General features: G+C 64.0%; 11 protein-coding genes, 1 tRNA gene and 1 pseudogene. 2 read left to right on the forward strand and 11 right to left on the reverse strand.

Annotated features, from left to right (window positions below; translation table 11 throughout):
• Nucleotides 1-172: 172 nt before the first annotated feature.
• From trxB to DDF78_RS02535, 3 genes are all read right to left on the reverse strand, one after another.
• Nucleotides 173-1,114, reverse strand: coding sequence for a thioredoxin-disulfide reductase (gene trxB / locus DDF78_RS02525; RefSeq protein WP_152580071.1), 942 nt, complete (start codon nt 1,112-1,114; stop codon nt 173-175).
• Nucleotides 1,115-1,208: 94 nt separating this feature from the next.
• Complete coding sequence (locus DDF78_RS02530; protein ID WP_152580072.1) at nt 1,209-2,378, reverse strand: D-alanine--D-alanine ligase family protein; 1,170 nt, start codon at nt 2,376-2,378, stop codon at nt 1,209-1,211.
• A 131-nt stretch (nt 2,379-2,509) separates the two neighbouring features.
• The gene (locus DDF78_RS02535; protein WP_152580073.1) at nt 2,510-3,832 is read right to left on the reverse strand and encodes an aminotransferase-like domain-containing protein; all 1,323 of its coding nucleotides are present in this window, start codon (nt 3,830-3,832) and stop codon (nt 2,510-2,512) included.
• A 255-nt stretch (nt 3,833-4,087) separates the two neighbouring features.
• Between DDF78_RS02535 and DDF78_RS02540 the strand changes: the two genes are divergently transcribed.
• Nucleotides 4,088-4,585 carry a GNAT family N-acetyltransferase gene (locus DDF78_RS02540; RefSeq protein WP_152580074.1) on the forward strand — a complete coding sequence of 166 codons (498 nt, stop codon included), beginning with the start codon at nt 4,088-4,090 and terminating at the stop codon, nt 4,583-4,585.
• Nucleotides 4,586-4,718: 133 nt separating this feature from the next.
• Here the strand turns inward: DDF78_RS02540 and DDF78_RS12050 are convergent, their stop codons facing one another.
• The 3 genes from DDF78_RS12050 to DDF78_RS02555 all read right to left on the reverse strand — a co-directional run bounded on the left by DDF78_RS12050 (nt 4,719) and on the right by DDF78_RS02555 (nt 12,032).
• Nucleotides 4,719-9,029, reverse strand: coding sequence for a murein biosynthesis integral membrane protein MurJ (locus tag DDF78_RS12050; RefSeq protein ID WP_237564514.1), 4,311 nt, complete (start codon nt 9,027-9,029; stop codon nt 4,719-4,721).
• Complete coding sequence (locus DDF78_RS02550) at nt 9,026-11,191, reverse strand: DUF6049 family protein (protein ID WP_274964068.1); 2,166 nt, start codon at nt 11,189-11,191, stop codon at nt 9,026-9,028. The genes DDF78_RS12050 and DDF78_RS02550 overlap by 4 nt, the downstream gene beginning before the upstream one ends.
• An 85-nt stretch (nt 11,192-11,276) precedes the next feature.
• Nucleotides 11,277-12,032, reverse strand: coding sequence for an NUDIX hydrolase (locus tag DDF78_RS02555; RefSeq protein ID WP_152580075.1), 756 nt, complete (start codon nt 12,030-12,032; stop codon nt 11,277-11,279).
• A gap of 85 nt (nt 12,033-12,117) precedes the next feature.
• On the opposite strand from DDF78_RS02555, the gene DDF78_RS02560 reads away from it, so the two are divergent.
• Nucleotides 12,118-13,539, forward strand: a complete 1,422-nt coding sequence (locus tag DDF78_RS02560; RefSeq protein WP_162000654.1) for a CCA tRNA nucleotidyltransferase — start codon at nt 12,118-12,120, stop codon at nt 13,537-13,539.
• Between the two features lie 83 nt (nt 13,540-13,622).
• On the opposite strand, the gene DDF78_RS02565 is transcribed toward DDF78_RS02560, so the two are convergent.
• From DDF78_RS02565 to DDF78_RS02585, 5 genes and pseudogenes are all read right to left on the reverse strand, one after another.
• Nucleotides 13,623-14,249 (reverse strand): LytR C-terminal domain-containing protein, encoded by a 627-nt coding sequence (locus tag DDF78_RS02565; RefSeq protein ID WP_152580077.1) that lies wholly within the window; start codon nt 14,247-14,249, stop codon nt 13,623-13,625.
• Between the two features lie 107 nt (nt 14,250-14,356).
• Nucleotides 14,357-15,391, reverse strand: a pseudogene (gene rsmA, locus DDF78_RS02570) (16S rRNA (adenine(1518)-N(6)/adenine(1519)-N(6))-dimethyltransferase RsmA); the annotation flags it as partial.
• Nucleotides 15,391-16,854, reverse strand: coding sequence for an aggregation-promoting factor C-terminal-like domain-containing protein (locus tag DDF78_RS02575; protein ID WP_152580079.1), 1,464 nt, complete (start codon nt 16,852-16,854; stop codon nt 15,391-15,393). The pseudogene rsmA and the gene DDF78_RS02575, both read right to left, overlap by 1 nt.
• 502 nt (nt 16,855-17,356) lie before the next feature.
• A tRNA-Thr gene (locus DDF78_RS02580) sits at nt 17,357-17,430 on the reverse strand.
• 192 nt (nt 17,431-17,622) lie between these two features.
• Nucleotides 17,623-18,606, reverse strand: coding sequence for a DsbA family protein (locus DDF78_RS02585; protein ID WP_152580080.1), 984 nt, complete (start codon nt 18,604-18,606; stop codon nt 17,623-17,625).
• Nucleotides 18,607-19,203: the final 597 nt, after the last annotated feature.

Below are 19,203 nucleotides of genomic sequence, written 5' to 3' on the forward strand. Positions count from 1 at the left end.
GCTATGGCGATACGCCTATATGCAGCAATGGTAAAGAATGGGGCTGCGAACGAAAATATCCGTTCGCAGCCCCATTCTTTACCGCACATGCCTACTGAATCCTGCGTCGTAGGCCTAGTGTCGTATCGGTACTCAACCGGCAGCACAACCAGCAATGACCGTTATTCCGGCATCACGCACTGAGTTCGGTCAGATACGCTTGCGCATCGAGTGCGGCGCGGCAGCCCATGCCTGCGGCGGATATGGCCTGACGATACACGCTGTCGACGCAATCGCCTGCTGCAAAGACTCCGGGCAGCGAAGTACGCGTGGAGTCACCATCCGTGGTGATGTAACCATGCTCATCGAGCGCCAGAGCGCCGTTGAGGAACGCGGTGGTGGGATTATGCCCGATGGCAACAAAGACGCCGTTAGCGGGGATTGTCGTGGTTTCGCCGGTGGTGACGTTCTTCACCGTGACCGATTCGGCTTCCTTGTCGTTGCCGTTGACCTGCTCGACGACGGAATCAAGCACGAAGGAGATCTTGCTATTGGCCTTGGCGCGGTCGACCATGATCTTGGAGGCGCGGAACTCGCCACGGCGATGAATCAGCGTGACCGAGGAGCCAAAGCGGGTGAGGAAGTCGGCGTCCTGGAAGGCGCTGTCGCCGCCGCCAACCACGACGATGGGCTTATCACGGAAGAAGAAGCCATCGCACGTGGCACAATAGGAGACGCCGCGGCCCGAATACTCGACCTCGCCGGGCACGCCCAGCTTCCTGAAATCGGAGCCGGTGGTGACGAGCACCGCGCGGGCCTGATAGGTGTCGCCGCCGTCGCAGGTGACGCTTTTCACGTCCGCCGTCAGATCGACGGATATGACGTCATCAAAGACGATCTCCGCGCCGAATTTCTCAGCCTGATGCTGCATCGCATCCATGAGATCCGGCCCGAGAATGCCGTCCGGGAAGCCCGGATAGTTCTCCACTTCGGTCGTGTTCACCAGCTGGCCGCCGGGGGTTATGGCTCCGGCGATAACCAAGGGCTGGTAGCCGGCGCGGGCGAGGTAAATCGCAGCCGTATAGCCGGCAGGGCCGGAACCGATAATCACTGCGTCGCGTATGTTTTCAGTCATGGGCACCACGGTACCATCACCGGTGCTTGCAACTGAGCCTTGAGCGCAATGGAATGTTAATGCTTAAGGCTTGGCTCAGCGACCCTCACAGCCTTCAGCGATGCGGCTGAGCGCGATCCTGGCGCAGCACCGACTCCACAAGCTGCGAGTACAGGTCGGACAGGTCGTAGCCAGCGGCGACCGCAGCCTGCGGCAGCAACGAGGTGTCGGTCATGCCCGGGGTGACATTCGACTCGAGGAACTGCGGGATGCCATCGGCGTCCACAATGAAGTCAGTGCGCGAGAGGTCACGCAGGCTCAGTGTCCTGTGCGCGGCCAAGGCGGCGTCCTGCGTGGCTTTGAGCACTGTGGCGGGAAGGCGCGCAGGCACATAGAAGTCCGTGGGACCAGGGGTGTAGCGGGCGTCGTAGTCGTACGTGCCGTTCGGCGTTACGATTTCCAGCGGCGGCAGCACCAGCGGCTCGCCATCGATGTCCAGCACCGAGACGGATACTTCGGTGCCGCTGATGGCCCGCTCGACCAGCGCGACCTCGCCATAGGCGAAGCAGCTGACCATAGCCTGCGGCAGCTGCTTCGCATCGGTCACGAGCGTGCAGCCGAGTGCGGAGCCTCCCATCGTGGGCTTGATGAACAGCGGCAGTCCGAGCGAATCGACCAGCAGATCGATGACCTTGCCCACGCCCAGCTCGCGGAACATCGATTCGGGCAGCGTAACGGAGTGCGAGGTGCTTAATCCTGCGAGCTTGCGCACGACATTCTTCGCGATGGGCTTGCTCCACGCAGTGCGCGACGCCTTGGCCCGCGAGCCGATGTAGGGCAGCCCTTCCATTTCGAGGATGTCGCGAATCGAGCCGTCCTCGCCGTTGGCGCCGTGCAGCAGCGGCCAGACGATATCAGGGCGCGTGGCGGGGTCAGAGAGATACTGCAGCAGCTCGCTGTCCATGTCGTGGTAGCGCACCTGCCAGCCGGCGTCCTCCAGGAAGCCGCCGACGCGGTGGCCGGAGCTGATCGAGATATCGCGCTCGTGGCTCAGGCCTCCGCAGATGATCAGCACCGAGGTTTCGTTGCGCGGTCGCAGGGTGACCGAAGCCGCAGCTTTGCTGCTAGTGGCGCTGGTGGCGGCTCCAGCCTTGCCAGCAGCGTTGCCTGTGCTGGTGCCGGTTTTGCCTGCCGCAACCTGCCCGGCATGTGCCTCGCCCTCGTCGCCGAGGGAATCGGAATCCGCTGTCGCTTCGCTGGGGGGATTGTCCTTGATCGTTGCCATGACATTCGCCTTTCTTGCAATGGTGCAATGTATTCGTTGCTGCCTGTTTTCGTTATGAGTATGAAGGGATTACGTGCGAGGCGAGTCGAGTATCGCGCCGCCAAAGCCGCACGCAATCGCGCCGCTACGGTCTACTGCACCTGCGGGCCGGGGTATTCGGGGTCGCGCGGGTCGGCATCGGGCACGCCGCCGGTGCCGAAGAGCTCAATCGTCTCGCGCTCGGCGTCGATGACGCTGGCGAGGCGGCGGATGCCCTCGTGGATGCGGTCAGGCGTGGGGTAGCAGAAGGACAGCCGCATATGGTCGCGGCCTTCGCCGTTATTGTAGAAGCCGGTTCCTGCCACGTAGGCGACCTTGGCGGTGACGGCGCGTGGCAGCATCGCGCGCGAATCGAGGCCTTCAGGGATCTTGAGCCAGATGTAGAAGCCGCCCTTGGGCTTGTTCCACGAACAGTACGGCAGGTACTCGTGCAGCGCGGCGTCCATCGTGTCGCAGCGCTTCTTGTACATGCCGCGGTAGTCGTTGATCTGCTTCTTCCAATCGAAGTTGTCCAGATACGTGGCGATGGTGAACTGGCTCATATTCGGCGGGCACAGCACCGAGGCCTCGTTGGCCAGCACGAGCTTCTGGCGGATGCCGGGAGGCGCGACCATCCAGGCGATACGCATGCCTGGGGCGATGATCTTCGAGAAGCTTGAGAGGTACACGACGTTCTGGTTGTCCATCGAGCGCATCGCAGGGTAGGTCTGCCCGTCGAAGCCGAGCAGGCCGTAGGGATTGTCCTCAACGATGAGCACATGGTATTTGCGGGCGATCTCGAGGACGCGCGGGCGCCGCTCGACGCTAAGCGTCACGCCGGCCGGATTGTGAAAGTTCGGCACGGTGTAGAGGAACTTGACCTTCTTACCCAGCTTGCGCTGCTCGACGATGGTCTGTTCGAGGGACTCGGGGATGAGTCCGTTCTCGTCAAGCATGACGTTGACGACCTCGACCTGGAAGGACTGGAATGCGCCGAGTGCGCCGACGTAATTCGGTGCCTCGGAAAGCACGACATCGCCCGGGTCGCACATGATGCGCGTGATGAGGTCAAGCGCGTTCTGCGAGCCGTTGGTGATGACCACGTCGTCGGGCTGCGCGTCGGTGATGCCCTCAAGCTCCATGATCTGCAGCACATCCTCGCGCAGGTGCGGGTCGCCTTGGGCAGAGCCGTACTGCCAGGCCACATCGCCCTTCTCGACCATCATCTTGGCGATGAGCTCGGAGAGCTCCTTGAACGGCATGTATTCGAGGTAGGGCATGCCACCGGCGAGCGAAACCACTTCCGGCCTCGATGCCACAGCGAACAACGCTCGGATCTCGGAGGCTCGCATGGCCTCCGCGCGGGCGGCGTACGAGCCGTACCAAGGGTCGTTCCTGATGACCTTCGAGGATGGAGGAGTGTCGGTTTCGGACATGCTAGAGCCTTTCTTCACGATGCGCGCACGACGTGTCGAAGTCGTGATCCGCGAGAAGGCATGCTGGCCGTGCGCGCTAGGCATGGCCGGCTATCTCGCGGAATTCAACGTATAGGGAAACTCTAGTCGACCGGGTGTAACTGTCATCAGTCGCGTGAGAAATGTCACGACTTCGACACGCGAGCGGGCGTGCGGTGGCTGTGCTGGGTGGCGGTGCAGCTTAGCCATGCCGGGCATCGGGTAGGATGCCGTGATATGAGAATTCGCTCCATCGAGGCCGCTGATGATGCGGCCGTCGCCGCGATCGTCCGGACCAGTCTGCATGCGGCAGGACTCGATATTCCGGGGACCGCGTATTTCGACCCGCAGCTCGATCGGCTCGCCGAATACTATGGCGCGCAGGAGAACCGGCATTACTGGGTGGCTGAGGAAGACAGCCGGGTCGTCGGCGGCGTGGGTATTGCGCCCGTTGCAGGGGCGGAAGGCGTCTGCGAGCTGCAGAAGCTGTATGTCGATGCCGCGTACCGGGGCCGCGGCTATTCCAAGGCGCTGATCGACACTGCGCTGCCCTTCGCTGCACAGTATTTTGACCGCTGCTACCTTGAGACGCATAGCGTGCTTGGGGTCGCTGGAGAACTGTATCGCAGCTACGGCTTTGCATTTCTGGACGGTCCGCTGCCCGGCGGCGAGCACAGCGCCATGAACCGCTGGGCCATCAAAGACCTGGGTGATTTGCGCGCTGACGCGGCCTAGCGTCCGGATTGTAGCGATAGACCGAAAATAGCGCTACAAAACGGACGCTAGGGCGATGAGGCGCCTAAGGACGGGGACACTGTGTCTGACACTGTGTAGCGGCCTACGTGACGTCCCATGCCGCAGCCTGCGGCTAGAAGAGCTGCACGGAATCGATGTAGAGCTGATTGCCAGGGAGGCTGTCGGCGGGGACCCAGAGCAGGAAGTCCTGCGCGTTGACCGACTTGGTGAACTTCACGTTCGTGGTGCCGCTGGCGTCGAAGGAGAACTGGGCAACCTGCTGGCCCTGCGTGGGATTGTTGGCGGTGTTGGCTCGCAGATAGGCGGTGCCGCCCGAGGAGCGGATCTTGACGACGAAACGGTAGGCGTCCTGCGGCTGGCTCAGATGCATGTAGTAGGCGTATCCGCGCTGCCCGCCGGGGTTGGTGAGGAACTCCTGCTTATCGATGTCGAAGGGCGTGCTGTTCAGCGGCACCTTGGGTGCGGGCACCTGCCCGACATTCCTGTCGGCGGTGATGATGCCGGGCTGGGCCGGCTTCTTCGCGGCTTCGGGGGCGTTCGTGGTGTCTTTGGGTGTGGTCTTGGGGCTGGCCGCGTCCTTGCCGGCACCGGCGCTGGCCGTGTCATCAGGGCTGCCGGTGTTGCCGCCGAAGGGCACATCGTTGAGATTGGTGGTGGGCCACTGGTTCGTCTGGGAGCCGCCGACGGCGGAGGACCCGTGATTGAGCAGTCCGTGCATCGCCAGGCCGAGTGCGGTAATAACGATGACGGCCACGGCCACGATGGCGACGACCTTGGTCGTGATCCCGCCGAACAACGGCGCGTCAGCGATGTCTTCGTCATCGCCTGCGGAGGGCTTCGGCGAATTCGGCCGAACCGCCGGGTTCGCAGCTCCGGCCACGCTGGCTGCAGGATTGGCTGATTGCGCGGTGCCATAAGAGTGAGTGCCATGAGCATGAGTGTCATGAGCGTGAGCGGCAGGCGTGAAGCTCGGCGGCAGCGCGGCCGCCTCCCGCTGGGCCTGCTCGGCTGCAAGCGCGCGCTGGGACTCGGCTCCCGGGGCGAGCGCGTGGCCGTCGCTATCGATGACGGGAATGCGCCCGGTCGCCTCGAAGGAGCCGGTTGCCGGGCTTTCCTCGAAGCCCACGGGGTTCACCATCTGCGTGGAGAAGTCGAACTGCATGGGTCCGGTGCCGGTGCTGTCGCCCTGCTCCGCGTTGAAATCGAAGTTCGAGAACAGCGTGCCATAATCCGGTTCGTCCGGGGCGATGATTTCAGCCATCTCGCTGGCCGCCACGTCGCGGAAATCGGGCACGTCGCCGAGCTGTGCATCGGCTGCCTGCTCGGTTTGGCCGAGCGCGGATTTGCCCTTGCCCCAAAGGAATCTGAAACCGGTGCCCAAGGCGGCGATTCCGCCTGCGGCCCCGGCAGCCGAAGCCGATGCGCCCGGTGCGGCAGACGTATCTGCAGTACCGGCGGCTGCGCTGGATGCAGTGTCATACGATGGGCGGGCGCTGGTGAAGATCGCGTCGGGGAGCTCCAGCACGCGCCTGCCGTTATCAGTGAGCAGCGGCACCAGCGTGATGGAGGCCGAGCCGTCCGACGCAGGCTTTGTGAGGTCCAATGGCGTCAGCTGATTCACCGGCTTCCAATCGCCCAGCAGCGCGGAGAACTCGCCCAGCGTCACCATCGGCACGGCATAGCTCTCGCCCTCGCCGTGCAGGTGAAGGGCGCGCTTGCAGATAAGCATGAACTCGTCGGGGGTGTCCTGCGGAATGCGGGCAGGATCGAATCCGGCAATCTGGCCCGAAGGGGTTTCGGTGAGCATTGCGTACAGCACTGCTGCGAGCTGCCAGGTGGCGAGCTGCTCCCCATGAATGCCCTGCGGCGGTTTGACGGTGTCGGCCATAATCGGGCCGAAGGGCACATCGGCGAGCTGAATGCCCCGGGAAGTGATGCGGATGGTGTCGGTATCCAGCACGAGGCGTTCCATGCCTCCGGCAAGCAGCTGCTGGGCGGTTTGCGCCGCCTCGCCCAGAATCGAACGCATCGCGGCGAAGCCGAGCATGCGATCCGCGCGTCCTTGGCAATATTCGCGCAGCGCCGATCCGGCGTCCAGCTGCGTGACGACGATGGCCACGCCTTCGCGTTGCTGCAATTGCAGCACGGGGGTGACATGCGGATTCTTCGACAGCACCAGCGAGGAGGCGATGTCGTTGACCTGGTCGATGGCCTCGGCGTCATTGACGATGAACAACTGGCAATCGCGAGCCAGCGCGCGGTCGTTCGCCTTCCAGGCATGCAGCCCCGCCTCGTCACGCAGCAGCGACACCAAGGTATAGCGGTTGATGACAACATCTCCCAGTTCAGGCTTCATAATTCCTTCAACTCCGTGGCGCGGCTGCGGCGCTGGCATTTGCGGCGCTGTGGATATTCTACCGGTGGGGATGGCCGAAATCTGGGCCTTGGACGGGCCTGAATCGCGGCTGACCAGCTCATGGGTTCTGGGGTCGAACATCGGCGGCGGTACCACCGCGGAAGACGTTGTGGAAGACGCTGTAGAAGACACTGTGGGAGTGGCTGCGGAAGCCGTTGCGGCGGCTGGCGCGGCAGCGCTGACGACGCGAGTGCGGCCGGCCGATTCGACGGCATCCGGGCTGCGAGCGGCATGCGGCTGCTTGGTCCCATGTGCACGCGGGCTGGGAGAGCCAGCCGCGCCAGCCGAGCCGGCCGAACTGGCTGGTGCCGTGCGTGCGCGGCGGGCAAGGCGAGCGACCATCGCCCCGACCATCGCCGTGAATTCCTCCGTGCGCGCCAGCCACAGCACGAGCGCATACAGCACGCTCACCAGCAGGCCAAGCAGGAAGCACGCCGCGACGGCCTGCAGCCAGCTCATGCTGCCGTCAGCGCCGATCGCCCCGCCTGCCTTGCCTAGGCCCATGCCGCTCATATGCGCGCCGACCAGCGTGTAGACCGGTCGGCTCATCCGCCATCCGACCAGCACCGCCACAGCAGCGGCTACGAGCGCCTTGGCGTAGGTGCGCAGGATGCGTCGGCCGTCCATGAAGCCGCCGAAGCGCTTGCGCAGCATGCGGGCCAGCAGCGGGAAGGCCAGCAGGTAGGCGATGGAAATCGATGCGCCCAGCAGCATCGCCCAATGCACTGGGGAGAGCAGCAGCACGCCGGCAAGCAGCACGACAAGCTGCAGGCCGGACTGCAGTGCGATGAACAGGAAGGGATGCTTGCCGTCCTCGAAGGCGTAGAAGGTGCGCTGGATGATGAGATAGGCGCTCGCCATGGGCAGATTGACGGCCAGCGCCACTAACGGCCCTGCCATCAGCGCCGCCTCGTGCACGCTTATGGAAGGCAGCAGCGCCAGCGTGATCGGCGTGGGCATCACGAGGAACACCGCGGTGAAAAAGCACATCATCAGCCCGACATTGCGCAGCGACTGGCTCAGGCTCGCGCGGGCCGACGCGATGTCGGACCCGGCGACGGCGCGTGAGATGCGCGGGAACATGGCCGTGGCCACCGAAACGGCGATAAGCGAATACGGCAGTATGTAGATCGTGTAGGCGTTTTGGTAGCTGGCGTTGCCGGCGACATCGAACTGGCTCAGCCCCAGCAGCCGTGCGGCCCGGTCGGGCGCGCTGGTGGTGACATTGGTGTTGATGATCGTGGCGAGCTGCTCGACGGCCACGATGCCCACGCTCCATGCGGCGACAGGCCCCATCGCGCGCAGCCCGATTCCCTTGAGCCCCCAGCTCGGGCGGTATCGGATGCCGGCCTTGCGCAGCGGCAGGAACAGCACCAGTGCCTGGAAGGCGACGCCCAGCGTCCACATGCCTGCTGTCAGTCCGATCTTGCCGGTGGTCCAGAAACCGAGCGGCTGGCGGTCGGCCCGGCCGAACAGCGCGATGAACGCCACGAAGCCGACGCTGCTGATGACATTCGCGCCTACGGAGCTCCACGCATAGGTGCCGAAGTGGTCCTTGGCGGCCAAGATTTGCCCGACGACGGTGTACAGGCCGTAGAAGAAGATCTGCGGCATGCACCACAGGGTGAAGGCGTTGGTCAGGGCGAGCATGTCGGAGCCGCCGCCGACATAGAGCCGCGTGAGCAGCGGCGTGCCGGCGGTCATGAGCAGCGTGACGGCGAGCAGCAGCACGACCGCGAAGGTGATGAGCTTGTTGAGCCTGTCCTCGGCGTCCTTCTGCTGCAGCGTGCGCACGATCTGCGGCACGAGCACCGCGTTGAAGATGCCGCCGGAGACCAGCGTGAACACCACCTGGGGAATCATCGAACCGGCCTGGTAGGCGTTCGCCGCCAGGCCCGTCGTGCCGATGGCTGCCGCGAGCAGAATCGTGCGGATCTGGCCGGTGAGGCGTGAGGCTGCGGTTCCGGTCGCCATGATCAAGGAGTTGCGGCCAACTGATGAGCTCATTCGTCGGGATCTTTCTTGCGGTGGAACTGGCGCCACAGGCCCAGCAGGCCGAGCGCGACGGCGACGGCGACGAATATGAAGCCGCTGGTGTCGCTGATTTGCAGGGTGCTGATGATCGGCGTGTATTTGGGGGCGGAGAACTGCTTGCCGTCGCGGTCGAGCAGGGTCAGCCGGGCGGTGGCGCTGCCGGTGGTCGAGACGCGGATGGTGAAGGTCGTCTGCGTGCTGCCGTGCGCCGGCACGTCGACATCGGAGAAGCGCGTGGTGACGATTTCCATTGAATCGGTCAATGACGAGATGCGCACGCGGACCGGATAAGGGTGGTTGTTGCTGACGGTGACGGGCATGCTGGCGGTTTCGCTCACCACGGTCACTCGTTCCGTCGGGGTGATGGCGACGCCTCCCATGAGCTTGGAAGCCAGGTCCCGCGCCCCTGCGGTCATGCGCTCGCGCACGGGGGCGTTGCCGCTTAAAGCGCGCAGTGCGAGGCGGTCGTGCACGGCCATGACCTGTGATATCCAGCCGGTACTGTCCTGCTTGCCGCTGGTGTTGGCGTTCTGCTGGGCCAGGGCCTGCGGACTGCCTGCATCGCTTGCCGAAGGGGAGCCGCTGGCGGTGGGCTGGGGGGTTGCGGAGGCGAGAATCGAGGCGGCGAAGTGCGAAATGTCGCCTCGGGTGCTACGCAGTGTGCGCAGCGTGTCATCGAGCGCCTTCATCCCCTGCTGCGCGATGCCGCTGTCGCTGGGTGCCAGCGATGCGGCGTCGCTGCCGGAGGCGTATGGTTCGGATGCGGACAGCGCGTCCAGCGAGGTGAGGCCGAGCCAAGGCGCCTGTTCGATCGCGCCCATAAGCGCGTTGGCATCGGCGGCCGAGGCGTTGGCAGACAGGCACACCAGCAGATTGCGTGCCGTATAGGGCTGCTCCATCTGGTAGAAGGCGCTCTGCGCCATGAAGCGGGCGATGCGGCCTGCGGGGCTCGATTCGCCGTTCGCATTCGCATTCGACATATGGCCGTTCGCCAGGCTGCTCAGTTCGCGTTGGGCGGAGAGCACGGTCACATCGCCATCCCCGGTCGGCACGATGTATTTGCCTGTATGCACGGTGGCGGCGTCCTGGTCGTCAAAGCCGCTGCTGGCGATAACGGTCGAGAAGCCCTGGCGTTTGGCCTGGTCAAGCGCCTGTACGCTCCATTGCCCCGAACCCTGCCACGCATACGCGGGCTGGCTCGCCGACTGGTCGCCCAGAGCGTCGCGCAGCTGCACGGTGGCGGTGCTCGCATTCCAGGCATCGGTATCTACGCCGGCATCCGCATAGGCCTGGGGATTGCCCTTAGCTGCGTAGCCGGTGATATCGAAATATCCGGGCTGCATGATGCCGACGCTGCGCGGCGGCAACGACAGCGCCTTGAGATATGCCGGGTCGGCCACGGCCTGCAGCATCGGATGCTGGGCGAGCAGCTGCTCGGTGTCATGGGGCAGCCTTGTGCCATTGCGCAGCGTTACGGCGTCGTTCGGCGTGACCTTGGCGGCCGCATCGCCTGTGCCGGTCAGCAGCGTGCCGGCGGCGTTGTCGTCAAGCTGCCAGCTGTCGTCGGTCAGCGGCATGGTGACCGTGAGCCCCATGGCAGGCGTGTCGGCCGTATTCAGGCCGTCCTGCGAACGGGTGAGAAACGACGTGGTCTGCGCCTTCGTGCCGTCCGTGCTGCTGTAGCTCAGCAGCAGCGGCTTGGGCCCCCAGTTCACCATGGCCTTGAGCCGGTCCTGATTCGCGGGCACATCGATGCTCACCGCGGCGCTTGCGCCCGGATTCAGCGCCGCGACGTGCGCCTGCCCGAGCTGGTCGGGCGTAGGGATGGGGGCCTCGCCCTGCGCCCATTGCTGGATGTCGGTGCGTGAGACGAAGCCGTAGAAGATATTGGTCGATAAGGCGACGGTGCCTTCTGGCAGCGCATGAGACGTGCTGTTCTTAAGCGTGGTCTTGAGATGATATCCGGAGCTGGCGGTCACCACCGCCGTTGCCGATGTAATGGCTATCGACACGCCTGCCGCAGTCTGCCCCTGCCCTTGGTCGCTGCCGCTGCCGGTGCCTGCTGTTGTGCCGGTGTCGGCGAATGCCGACGGCGTCACAAGGCAAGCCGTCAGCAATGTCAGCAACGTTATCATGGCGACGACGAGCACTGCAAACCGGCTCGCGAATCGGTGCGCATGGGGATGCGGGCGTGCTGCGCCACATGCATGTTTGGTCAAATCAGGCCTGCCTGTTCAGTTTTCGGGCATACAGCCACGCGATTTTACGCTCATTAGGATAGCTCAGCACATTGTCCAAATCATCGAATCGCACCCAGATGGCCTCCTCGGCCTCATGATCGGGGTCGCCCTCCACGCTCAGCTCGCCGCTGACGCGCCTGAGCGCAAAGTGGTGGACGAGCTTGTGCACGCGCTGATTGGTGCCGGTGAACCAATAATCGATCGTGGCGATGGAATCCACGACCTCGCCCAGGATCCCAGTCTCCTCGCACACCTCGCGCACAGCCGTCTGGCGCGGCGTCTCGCCCTTCTCGATATGGCCCTTGGGCAGGCACCATTCGAGATGCCCGCTGCGCGAATGGCGCGCGATGATCGCCACGCGGTCGAGTTCGTCGAATACCAGCCCGCCGGCCGAGTATTCGCGCACCACCGGGAGCTCCTGCGCGTCCAGTGAAGCGAAGGTCGTCGGCCCTTCGGCGCTGCGGTGCGCGGGCATCATCGCGGGCGTCATCGCGGGCGCCGAAACATCGGGCTGCGCGTCGTCCGCTGTGTTTGACGGCATTGTGATTGGCGATATGGGTATCGACGGCTCCGCGGCTGCCGCGTCCACGGCTGCGTTAGCATCCGCGGCGTCAAGCGGCGCAGCAGGCTCGGCGGACTGCGAGGTATAGCGCAGCTGATCGGCGGGATTCGCGTTTTGGGCATGGTCATCCGCGGCATGGCTGAGCATGCGTATCAGATCCGCGGGTGTAATCATGCTCTCCACCATACTCAACGCTATGTGCAGGTGGGGTAACGGTATGCTGGGAACAGCACATGTAGGAATGAGGAGAAGGATGAGCGTGGAGTTCGAAGTATGGCCTGAGGCCGTTGAATTGGGGCGGCTGTTCGCGGCTCAGGGCTACGAGCTGTCGTTGGTGGGCGGCCCGGTTCGCGATATGCTGCTGCATCGGCGCTCGCATGACCTGGATTTCTGCACTTCGGCACGCCCTGAGCAGTTTGAGCCGATTCTGCGGCATTGGGGCCGTGACGGTTTTTGGGACATGGGCCGCAAATTCGGCACGCTGGGAGCGATGCGTCGGCGTGAGGACGGCACCGAGGTGCAGGCCGAGATCACGACTTATCGCAGCGATACCTATGATTCGGATTCGCGCAAGCCCGAAGTCGATTACGGCGATTCGCTCGACGGCGACCTGTCGCGTCGTGATTTCACGGTGAACGCGATGGCGCTGCGCGTGCCCGAGCTGGAATTCATGGACCCTTTCGGCGGCGCGGCCGACTTGGCCAAAGGGCTGCTGCGCACGCCGGTGGACCCGTACCAGTCCTTTGAAGACGATCCGCTGCGCATGATGCGGGCCGTGCGCTTCGTGGCGCAGCTCGGCTTTCGCATCGAGGCCGGCACCGCCGAGGCCATCAGCGACATGGTGGAGCGCATCGGCATCGTTTCGGCCGAGCGCGTGCGCGACGAGCTGGTCAAGCTCATGCTCTCCGACCGCCCGCGCGAAGGCGTCGAGGCGCTGGTGGACTCGGGGCTGGCCGATATCGTGCTGCCGGAAGTCCCGGCGCTGAGCCTCGAAATCGACGAGCATCACCGTCACAAGGACGTGTTCGAGCATTCCCTGGAAGTGCTCGACCGCGCGGTGAAGCTGGAAACCGGCCCCGACGGCCCGGTGCCCGCGCCCGATACGGTGCTGCGGCTGGCTGCGCTGCTGCATGACATCGGCAAGCCGCGCACACGGCGCTATGAGCCGGGCGGCAAGGTCAGCTTCCATCATCATGACGCAGTAGGCGCGAAGATGACGCGCAAACGGCTCAAGGCGCTGCATTTCGACCGGCGCACCATCGACGATGTGAGCGAGCTGGTCAATATGCACCTGCGTTTCCACGGCTATGTGGACGAGCCGTGGACCGACTCCGCCGTGCGGCGCTATGTGAAGGACTCCGGGCACCTGTACGAGCGGCTGAACCGCCTGACCCGCGCCGACGCGACCACGCAGAACAAGCGCAAGGCGATGCAGTTCTCCGCGGCGATGGACGAGATGGAGCAGCGCGTGCGCGAGCTCAAGGAGCGCGAGGACTTCGAGGCGATCCGGCCGGATGTGAACGGCAACGAGATCATCGAGATTCTGGGCATCAAGCCCGGCCCGCTGGTCGGCAAGGCCTACAAGCATATGCTCGAATATCGCCTGGATAACGGCCCGGTCGAGCACGAGACAGCTGTTGCGGAACTGCATCGGTGGTTCGGCGAACAACAGAACCGTTAAGGTCGCGAAGGACGGTGCGCAACACCGTTATGCCCACAGACTGACTAGTGACCGAAAGAGCCGCCGCGGTCCTTGCCGGAAACCTACTGCGCAGGGTCGTGCTGGATGGCCTGGGGCAGCTTGGTCATCTTGTCGGCCGGCACGCAGCCTGCGATGCTGGTGATGTTGCCACCGGCGACAGGAACCTTCTTCTGCGTTTTGAGATCGTTGAAGGTCGCGCCCAGCACCACGTCGATAAGATTGTCCTGGCGGTCGTCCATTTTCAGGATGGCATCGGTGAAGTTCGCGCCGACCGTATACGCCTGCGGGATGGCGCCCTTGCCGAAGTAGATGGTGGTGCGCTCCACATTCTGCCGATTATAGGTCTGGATGGCGGTCACTTTGAAGTTGCGATTCGCCAAGGCATCACCGACGGCTTTGGCGAATCCGGTGAATTTGGTGCCGTTCAGCAGCCGCACGCTCACGCTCGCATTGTCCGCGTACTTGCTAGCGTTGCCGTCCTGATCCTTCGGCGCACATGGCACTTGGACGCCATAATTCGGCTGTGCTGTGGGCGACGTGCTGGCCACCCGGCCCAGAATGTGCGTGTAGAAAAGCGTGGCGATGATCAGCGCGACGACCAGCACTGCGGCAACAATGCTGAACACGATGGTCTGACGGTGGCGAACGTACTCCTTGCGCGCCTCGCGCTCATCGAATGCTCCGGTCATATCCCTGATCCTCTTTGCTCCAAGCCAGTATCTGAATGCACAGTGGTTGCATGCACGGTTGCATGTACTATGTCTGGATTCACAGTACCGTCACTGGCTGACGCCTCGCAGGACTCCACGGCCCGGCTCAGCGTCGCGAATTCCTCGATGGTCAGCGTCTCGCCCCGCCGGGTCGGATCGATGCCGGCTCGGGCGTAGGCTTCGTCGGGCACCAGGCGGCGCAACGCGGCGTGCAGCGTCTTGCGGCGCTGGCCGAATGCGGCATCGATGAGTCGGAACACCCGTTCGCGCTCGCCGGGTACGTGCGGTTCTTCGGTGTGGGCGGTGTGGTCGTTGGAGTCAGCGGTGTTGTTGATGCCATCGGCACTGACGGCACTGTCGATATTGTCAGCAGCGCCGCCGTCGGGATGGCGATCAGTGCTGCGCGAAAAAGCCACCAGCGCCGAATCGACGTTGGGCGCCGGCCAGAATACGTTGCGCCCTACGAGTCCCACCCGTTCGGCGGTGCCGTACCACGCGAGCTTCACACTCGGCGTGCCGTAGACCTTGCCGCCGGGCGTCGCCGCCAGCCGGTCGGCGACTTCCTTTTGCACCATGACAAGAAAGCGGTCGAGATTGTCGAATCGTTCCAGCAGAGTCAGCACGATCGGCGTGGCCACGTTGTAGGGCAGATTGGCGACGAGGGTGAAACGCTCACACGATGCAAGCGTCGGCAGATCGCTCGGCTGCAGGGTCAGCGCGTCGCGTTGCAGCACGGCGAAGCTGCTCTGCGCCCGCGGCATGAACTGCGCCACGGTTCGCGGCAGCCGTGCGGCCAGCTCCGGGTCGATCTCCACGGCGTCGACCACAGCTCCGGCTTCGAGCAGCGCCAGGGTCAGCGAGCCAAGCCCTGGGCCGATCTCAAGCACATGGTCGCCGGGCTGCACACCGGCTTCGCGCACGATGCGCCGCACGGTTCCCGGGTCGATGACGAAGTTCTGCCCGTATTTTTTCGTAGGGCTGATGCCGGCTTCGGCCGCGATGCGGCGGATGTCGGCCGCACCGAGCAGATGCCCGCTTGCGTCAGCTGCGTTTGCGGCTCCGCTCGGTTCATCGACCGGTAGCGTCGCGTGCTGCCCCGCATGGGGCGGCGTGGACGCCATCAGTACCATCCATACTTGTTGGAATGCGCCCATGCCGCAGACGGGCTGCCGTAGACACCTGAGATGTAGTTCAGCCCCCAGTCAATCTGGATGGCGGCGTCATCGCGCCAATTGGCACCGAAAACAGCCATCTTGCTGCCGGGCAGCGACTGCGGGATGCCATAGGCGCCGGAGGAGCTGTTCTCCGCGTACCATTGCCAGCTCGATTCCCGGTTCCACAGGCTGACGAGGTCGCTCCAATTCTGGCCGGTCCAGCCATATTGTGCGGCTGCTCCGGCCGCGTAGGCCTGAGCCTGGGCCGCAGAGGGATGCCATAGCCCGGTGGGCTGGGGAGCAGGCGCAGGCGCCGGAGCCGGTGCAGGGGCTGGTGCCGGAGCGGGTGCGGGCTTTGGTGCAGGTGCAGGCGCAGCAGACGTAGGTGCAGTCGTAGGAGTGACCGGCTGGGCGGGTGCAGAAGACGCCGATGGCGTGTCGCTCGGGCTCGGCGTGGAGCTCGGCTGCTGGCTCGGCGTCGCTGTGGCATCGCCACTGGCACTGCTGCTGGGGCTGCTTGTGCTGGCGTCCGACTTGCTGTCCGCTTTTGCCTTGCTGTCGTCCGTCGATGTGCTGGGCTTATCCGGCCCTACGGCGACGATGCGATCGATTGCGACCTTCGTGGTCGTCTGCGACTGCACGCTTTCGCTTTCCGCCTTGCCGTCGACGTAGGTGACGTCGATCACGTCCTGGCGCTCGCCGTCCACGCCCTGGCGCTGGATCACCGTCTGGCCCGGCTCGAGTGAGGGATCGATGATGGTCTGGGTGCTGAAGGGGATGGCAACGGTGCGCGTCTGCTCGCCGTGGGTGACGCGCTGCACGCGCAGTATGGTTTCGGTGCCGTCCTTTTCGACGCTGATGCGGTCGTTCTTGCCGGGCACGATGCCTTTGGAATCCAGAATCGAGGCGGCGGGAAGGCGTCCGTCTGGCGCTTGGGAGGTCTTGCCGTCAGCGATGACGGTGACTGGTCCGTTGGTGTTGATGGCCAGGCCGCCGGTCAGCTTGTTGTAGATATTGCCGATGTTGACGGTGATTTTGGAAGCCTGATGTTCGTTCTCAGCGAAGAAGCCCAGCAGCTGATCGGCGCTGGTGGCCACCGTCCAGAAAGGCACTTCCTTGCCGTTGATCGTGATCGTGGTCTGGTAGGCGCTGCGCACCGTGACCACGGCATGGTCGGTGAGGCTCCTGCCCGACGTGGATTGCACGAAATCGTGTGTTTTGATGTCCACATGCTGCTCCTGCAGCAGCCTGGCCACGCTCGTCGCATAGGTGCTGACTGTCCGGGTATCGCCGTTGACGCTCAGCGCGACGGTTTTGCGTGCCGTGAGCCCGAAGGTGAGGCCGGAGGCCAGCACAAGGGATACCACGCAGCAGATGATGCGGATTCGCCGGAGCGTCACAAACCGCTGCGGTGTCCACCGATATGCCATATCGTCCTCATTCCTGCTTTGCCGATGCGAGGCACGGCTGCGCCCCGCACGGATGCTACGGCTTGCATTCTACCGTTTTCTGGCCTCGCGGTCAGCAAGGAGCACCAAGCGTCAGCCATTTCCTTACATTTGCGCCAAAGCTGCAAGGAGGCTGTGGCATGGCTGCGCCGGAGCTGTGGAGGTGCTGTAGCAGGACTGTGAGTTGGCTGTGCTGAGCTGTGACAGGGCTGCGCTGTCGGTAGTGCAAGGCAGTGTGCCGCAGGCATTGTCCGGATTTCCCGGGGAAATGCATCATCGCAGTTCCCCGGAGAAGTAGTGAGGGGCGGAAGAGAAGGGGATTTTTCCGCCCCCCATGAGATGACACCGGTTGGGGTGGTGCCATCTCGACGGTCAGAAGTCTATAGTTGGGGGGTTAAGACTTCTGACACCTTACTCGAGGGTAAGTTTCTTTCAATCGTATGGAATACGTAGCTACCACTCTACGCCATCCCTCACGATTTCGAGCCTCCTGTCGGGATCGAACCGACGACCTGCCGCTTACAAGGCGGCCGCTCTGGCCATCTGAGCTAAGGAGGCCTGCCTCGCTCCTGTGCAGGTCGCCGCACAACCGGCGGTGATGATTCACGGGAACGAATGACAAGCATAGCAGCCGCACACAAAGTACGATAGCGTATGTCGCGTGTTGCTGCTGCCCCACAACTCGGAGCTTACGTTACTCCTTTATGCGACTGGCATATAGCCGGATGCCGCTCGCGCGTGTCAGCCGGGCTAGCCCAGGCTGACAGGCTTGCCGCTTGCGCCGATCGACGGCAGCTGGCCTTCCTTGCCGACCTGGCTCGATGTGAGTCCGATCGAGTTCAGCACGGCCGTCTTCAAGTCCATGCCAAGGCTGGAAACCTTGGTCATGTCCAGCGTTGTGCCGTTGAAGGTCACGGTCGGCGTGGTCATGGCGCCCTTGTTCTGGCCCTCCGTGTTCCACAGCTCGGGGCGCTTCGGCGTGTAGGTGTTGATCGCGCTGAGCCAGTCCTGGTACTCGCGGCCGAAGGCCTTGCTCGCCACCGACTCGGGCACGCCGGCCTTCAGCGCTTGCTCCTTGAGGGCGGCATCGCTGACGGGCTTGTAGTTCTGGCCCTCCTCGGGCTGGAAGTTTGCGGCGTAGATGCTGGCGATGAAGCTCACCAGGTGGTCCGGATTGTCGTCGTGGCCGGCGATATAGGCGATTGCACCGGATGCGCGGCTGGAATATTGGTCGGTGGACGACCCGTCCAGGAAGGACATCGGATACAGCTCAAGATTGATCTGCCCGGCATCCATCAGGGACTTGAGGGTGGGGTCGACCTCGCGGTTGAAGTTCGCGCAGCCGGGGCACAGTGGGTCGAAGTACTCGCCCACTGTCGGCACGCCCGCCACCTTCTTGCCGTAGCCGTCCTTCGAGATCAGGAAACCGCCCTTGTCGTTGGCACCCTTCGGCGTGCTTTTTACGTTCTGCAGCTGCGAGTAAGCGTCTTGGACGGTGAGATTCTTCGTGGCGTTGCTTTTGTGGACGTTGTGGTAGACCACGATGCCGATGACCGCGATAAGCACCACGACGATGGCGACGACCACTGCGCCGATAATCGTCTGCTGCCGGCGCTCCTTGGCCGCCTGCTCGGCCTGCGCCTGCTGCGCCGCCGCGGTCGCGGCCTGGCGGTCGGCGCGCGCCTGGCGCTTGGCCGCCTTGTTCCTGTTGTCCTGACTGTTCGTGCCTGCCATGCCTGTCCTTCATGCTGTGATGAATGTTCATGCTATTCATGCTGGTGGAGGCCGTGCCGCGCGTCCAACGCGGGCTCTCCACGACCTTTCACACAATTACCGCCGCCCATCATAACGGATGACCCTGTATGTTCGGGCAATGGGGCGTGAAAGTTTGCTGGTGTTTGGTGGGGCAGGGGCTTGACGCTTTGCGCTGGGATTTGGCGGCGTGAGCTGGCGGAAGCTGGGCACGTCTATGTGTTGCCTATGCACGACCTACGCGTACGAGACCAGGGCCATCAGCGGCTCCCAGGATATCGACTGGTTGGACGCCAGCACGGCCAGCGCCGCCAGCGTCACGAGCACCCAGAGCGCCGGCATGAGCACGCGTTTCCTGAGCAGGCTTGTGCCTGTGTTTGTGTGTGCCGGTTCGGTGCTGATTCCGACGCTGCTCGCTGGAGGTTGCTGCTGCGTTTCGCCCGCGTATCCGTTGCCCGCATGCGCCTGATCTGCGCCTGTTGCGGCTGCCTTGTCTGCGCGCGGCTTCGGCGGCGCGGTGAGCAGCGAGCCGGCTCCGAGCGTAAGATTCGCTGAGCGGATGACGAGCGCTGCAATCAG

The sequence above is a fragment of the Bifidobacterium tibiigranuli genome (genome assembly GCF_009371885.1).
In the GTDB taxonomy this organism is placed as follows: Bacteria; Actinomycetota; Actinomycetes; order Actinomycetales; family Bifidobacteriaceae; genus Bifidobacterium; species Bifidobacterium tibiigranuli.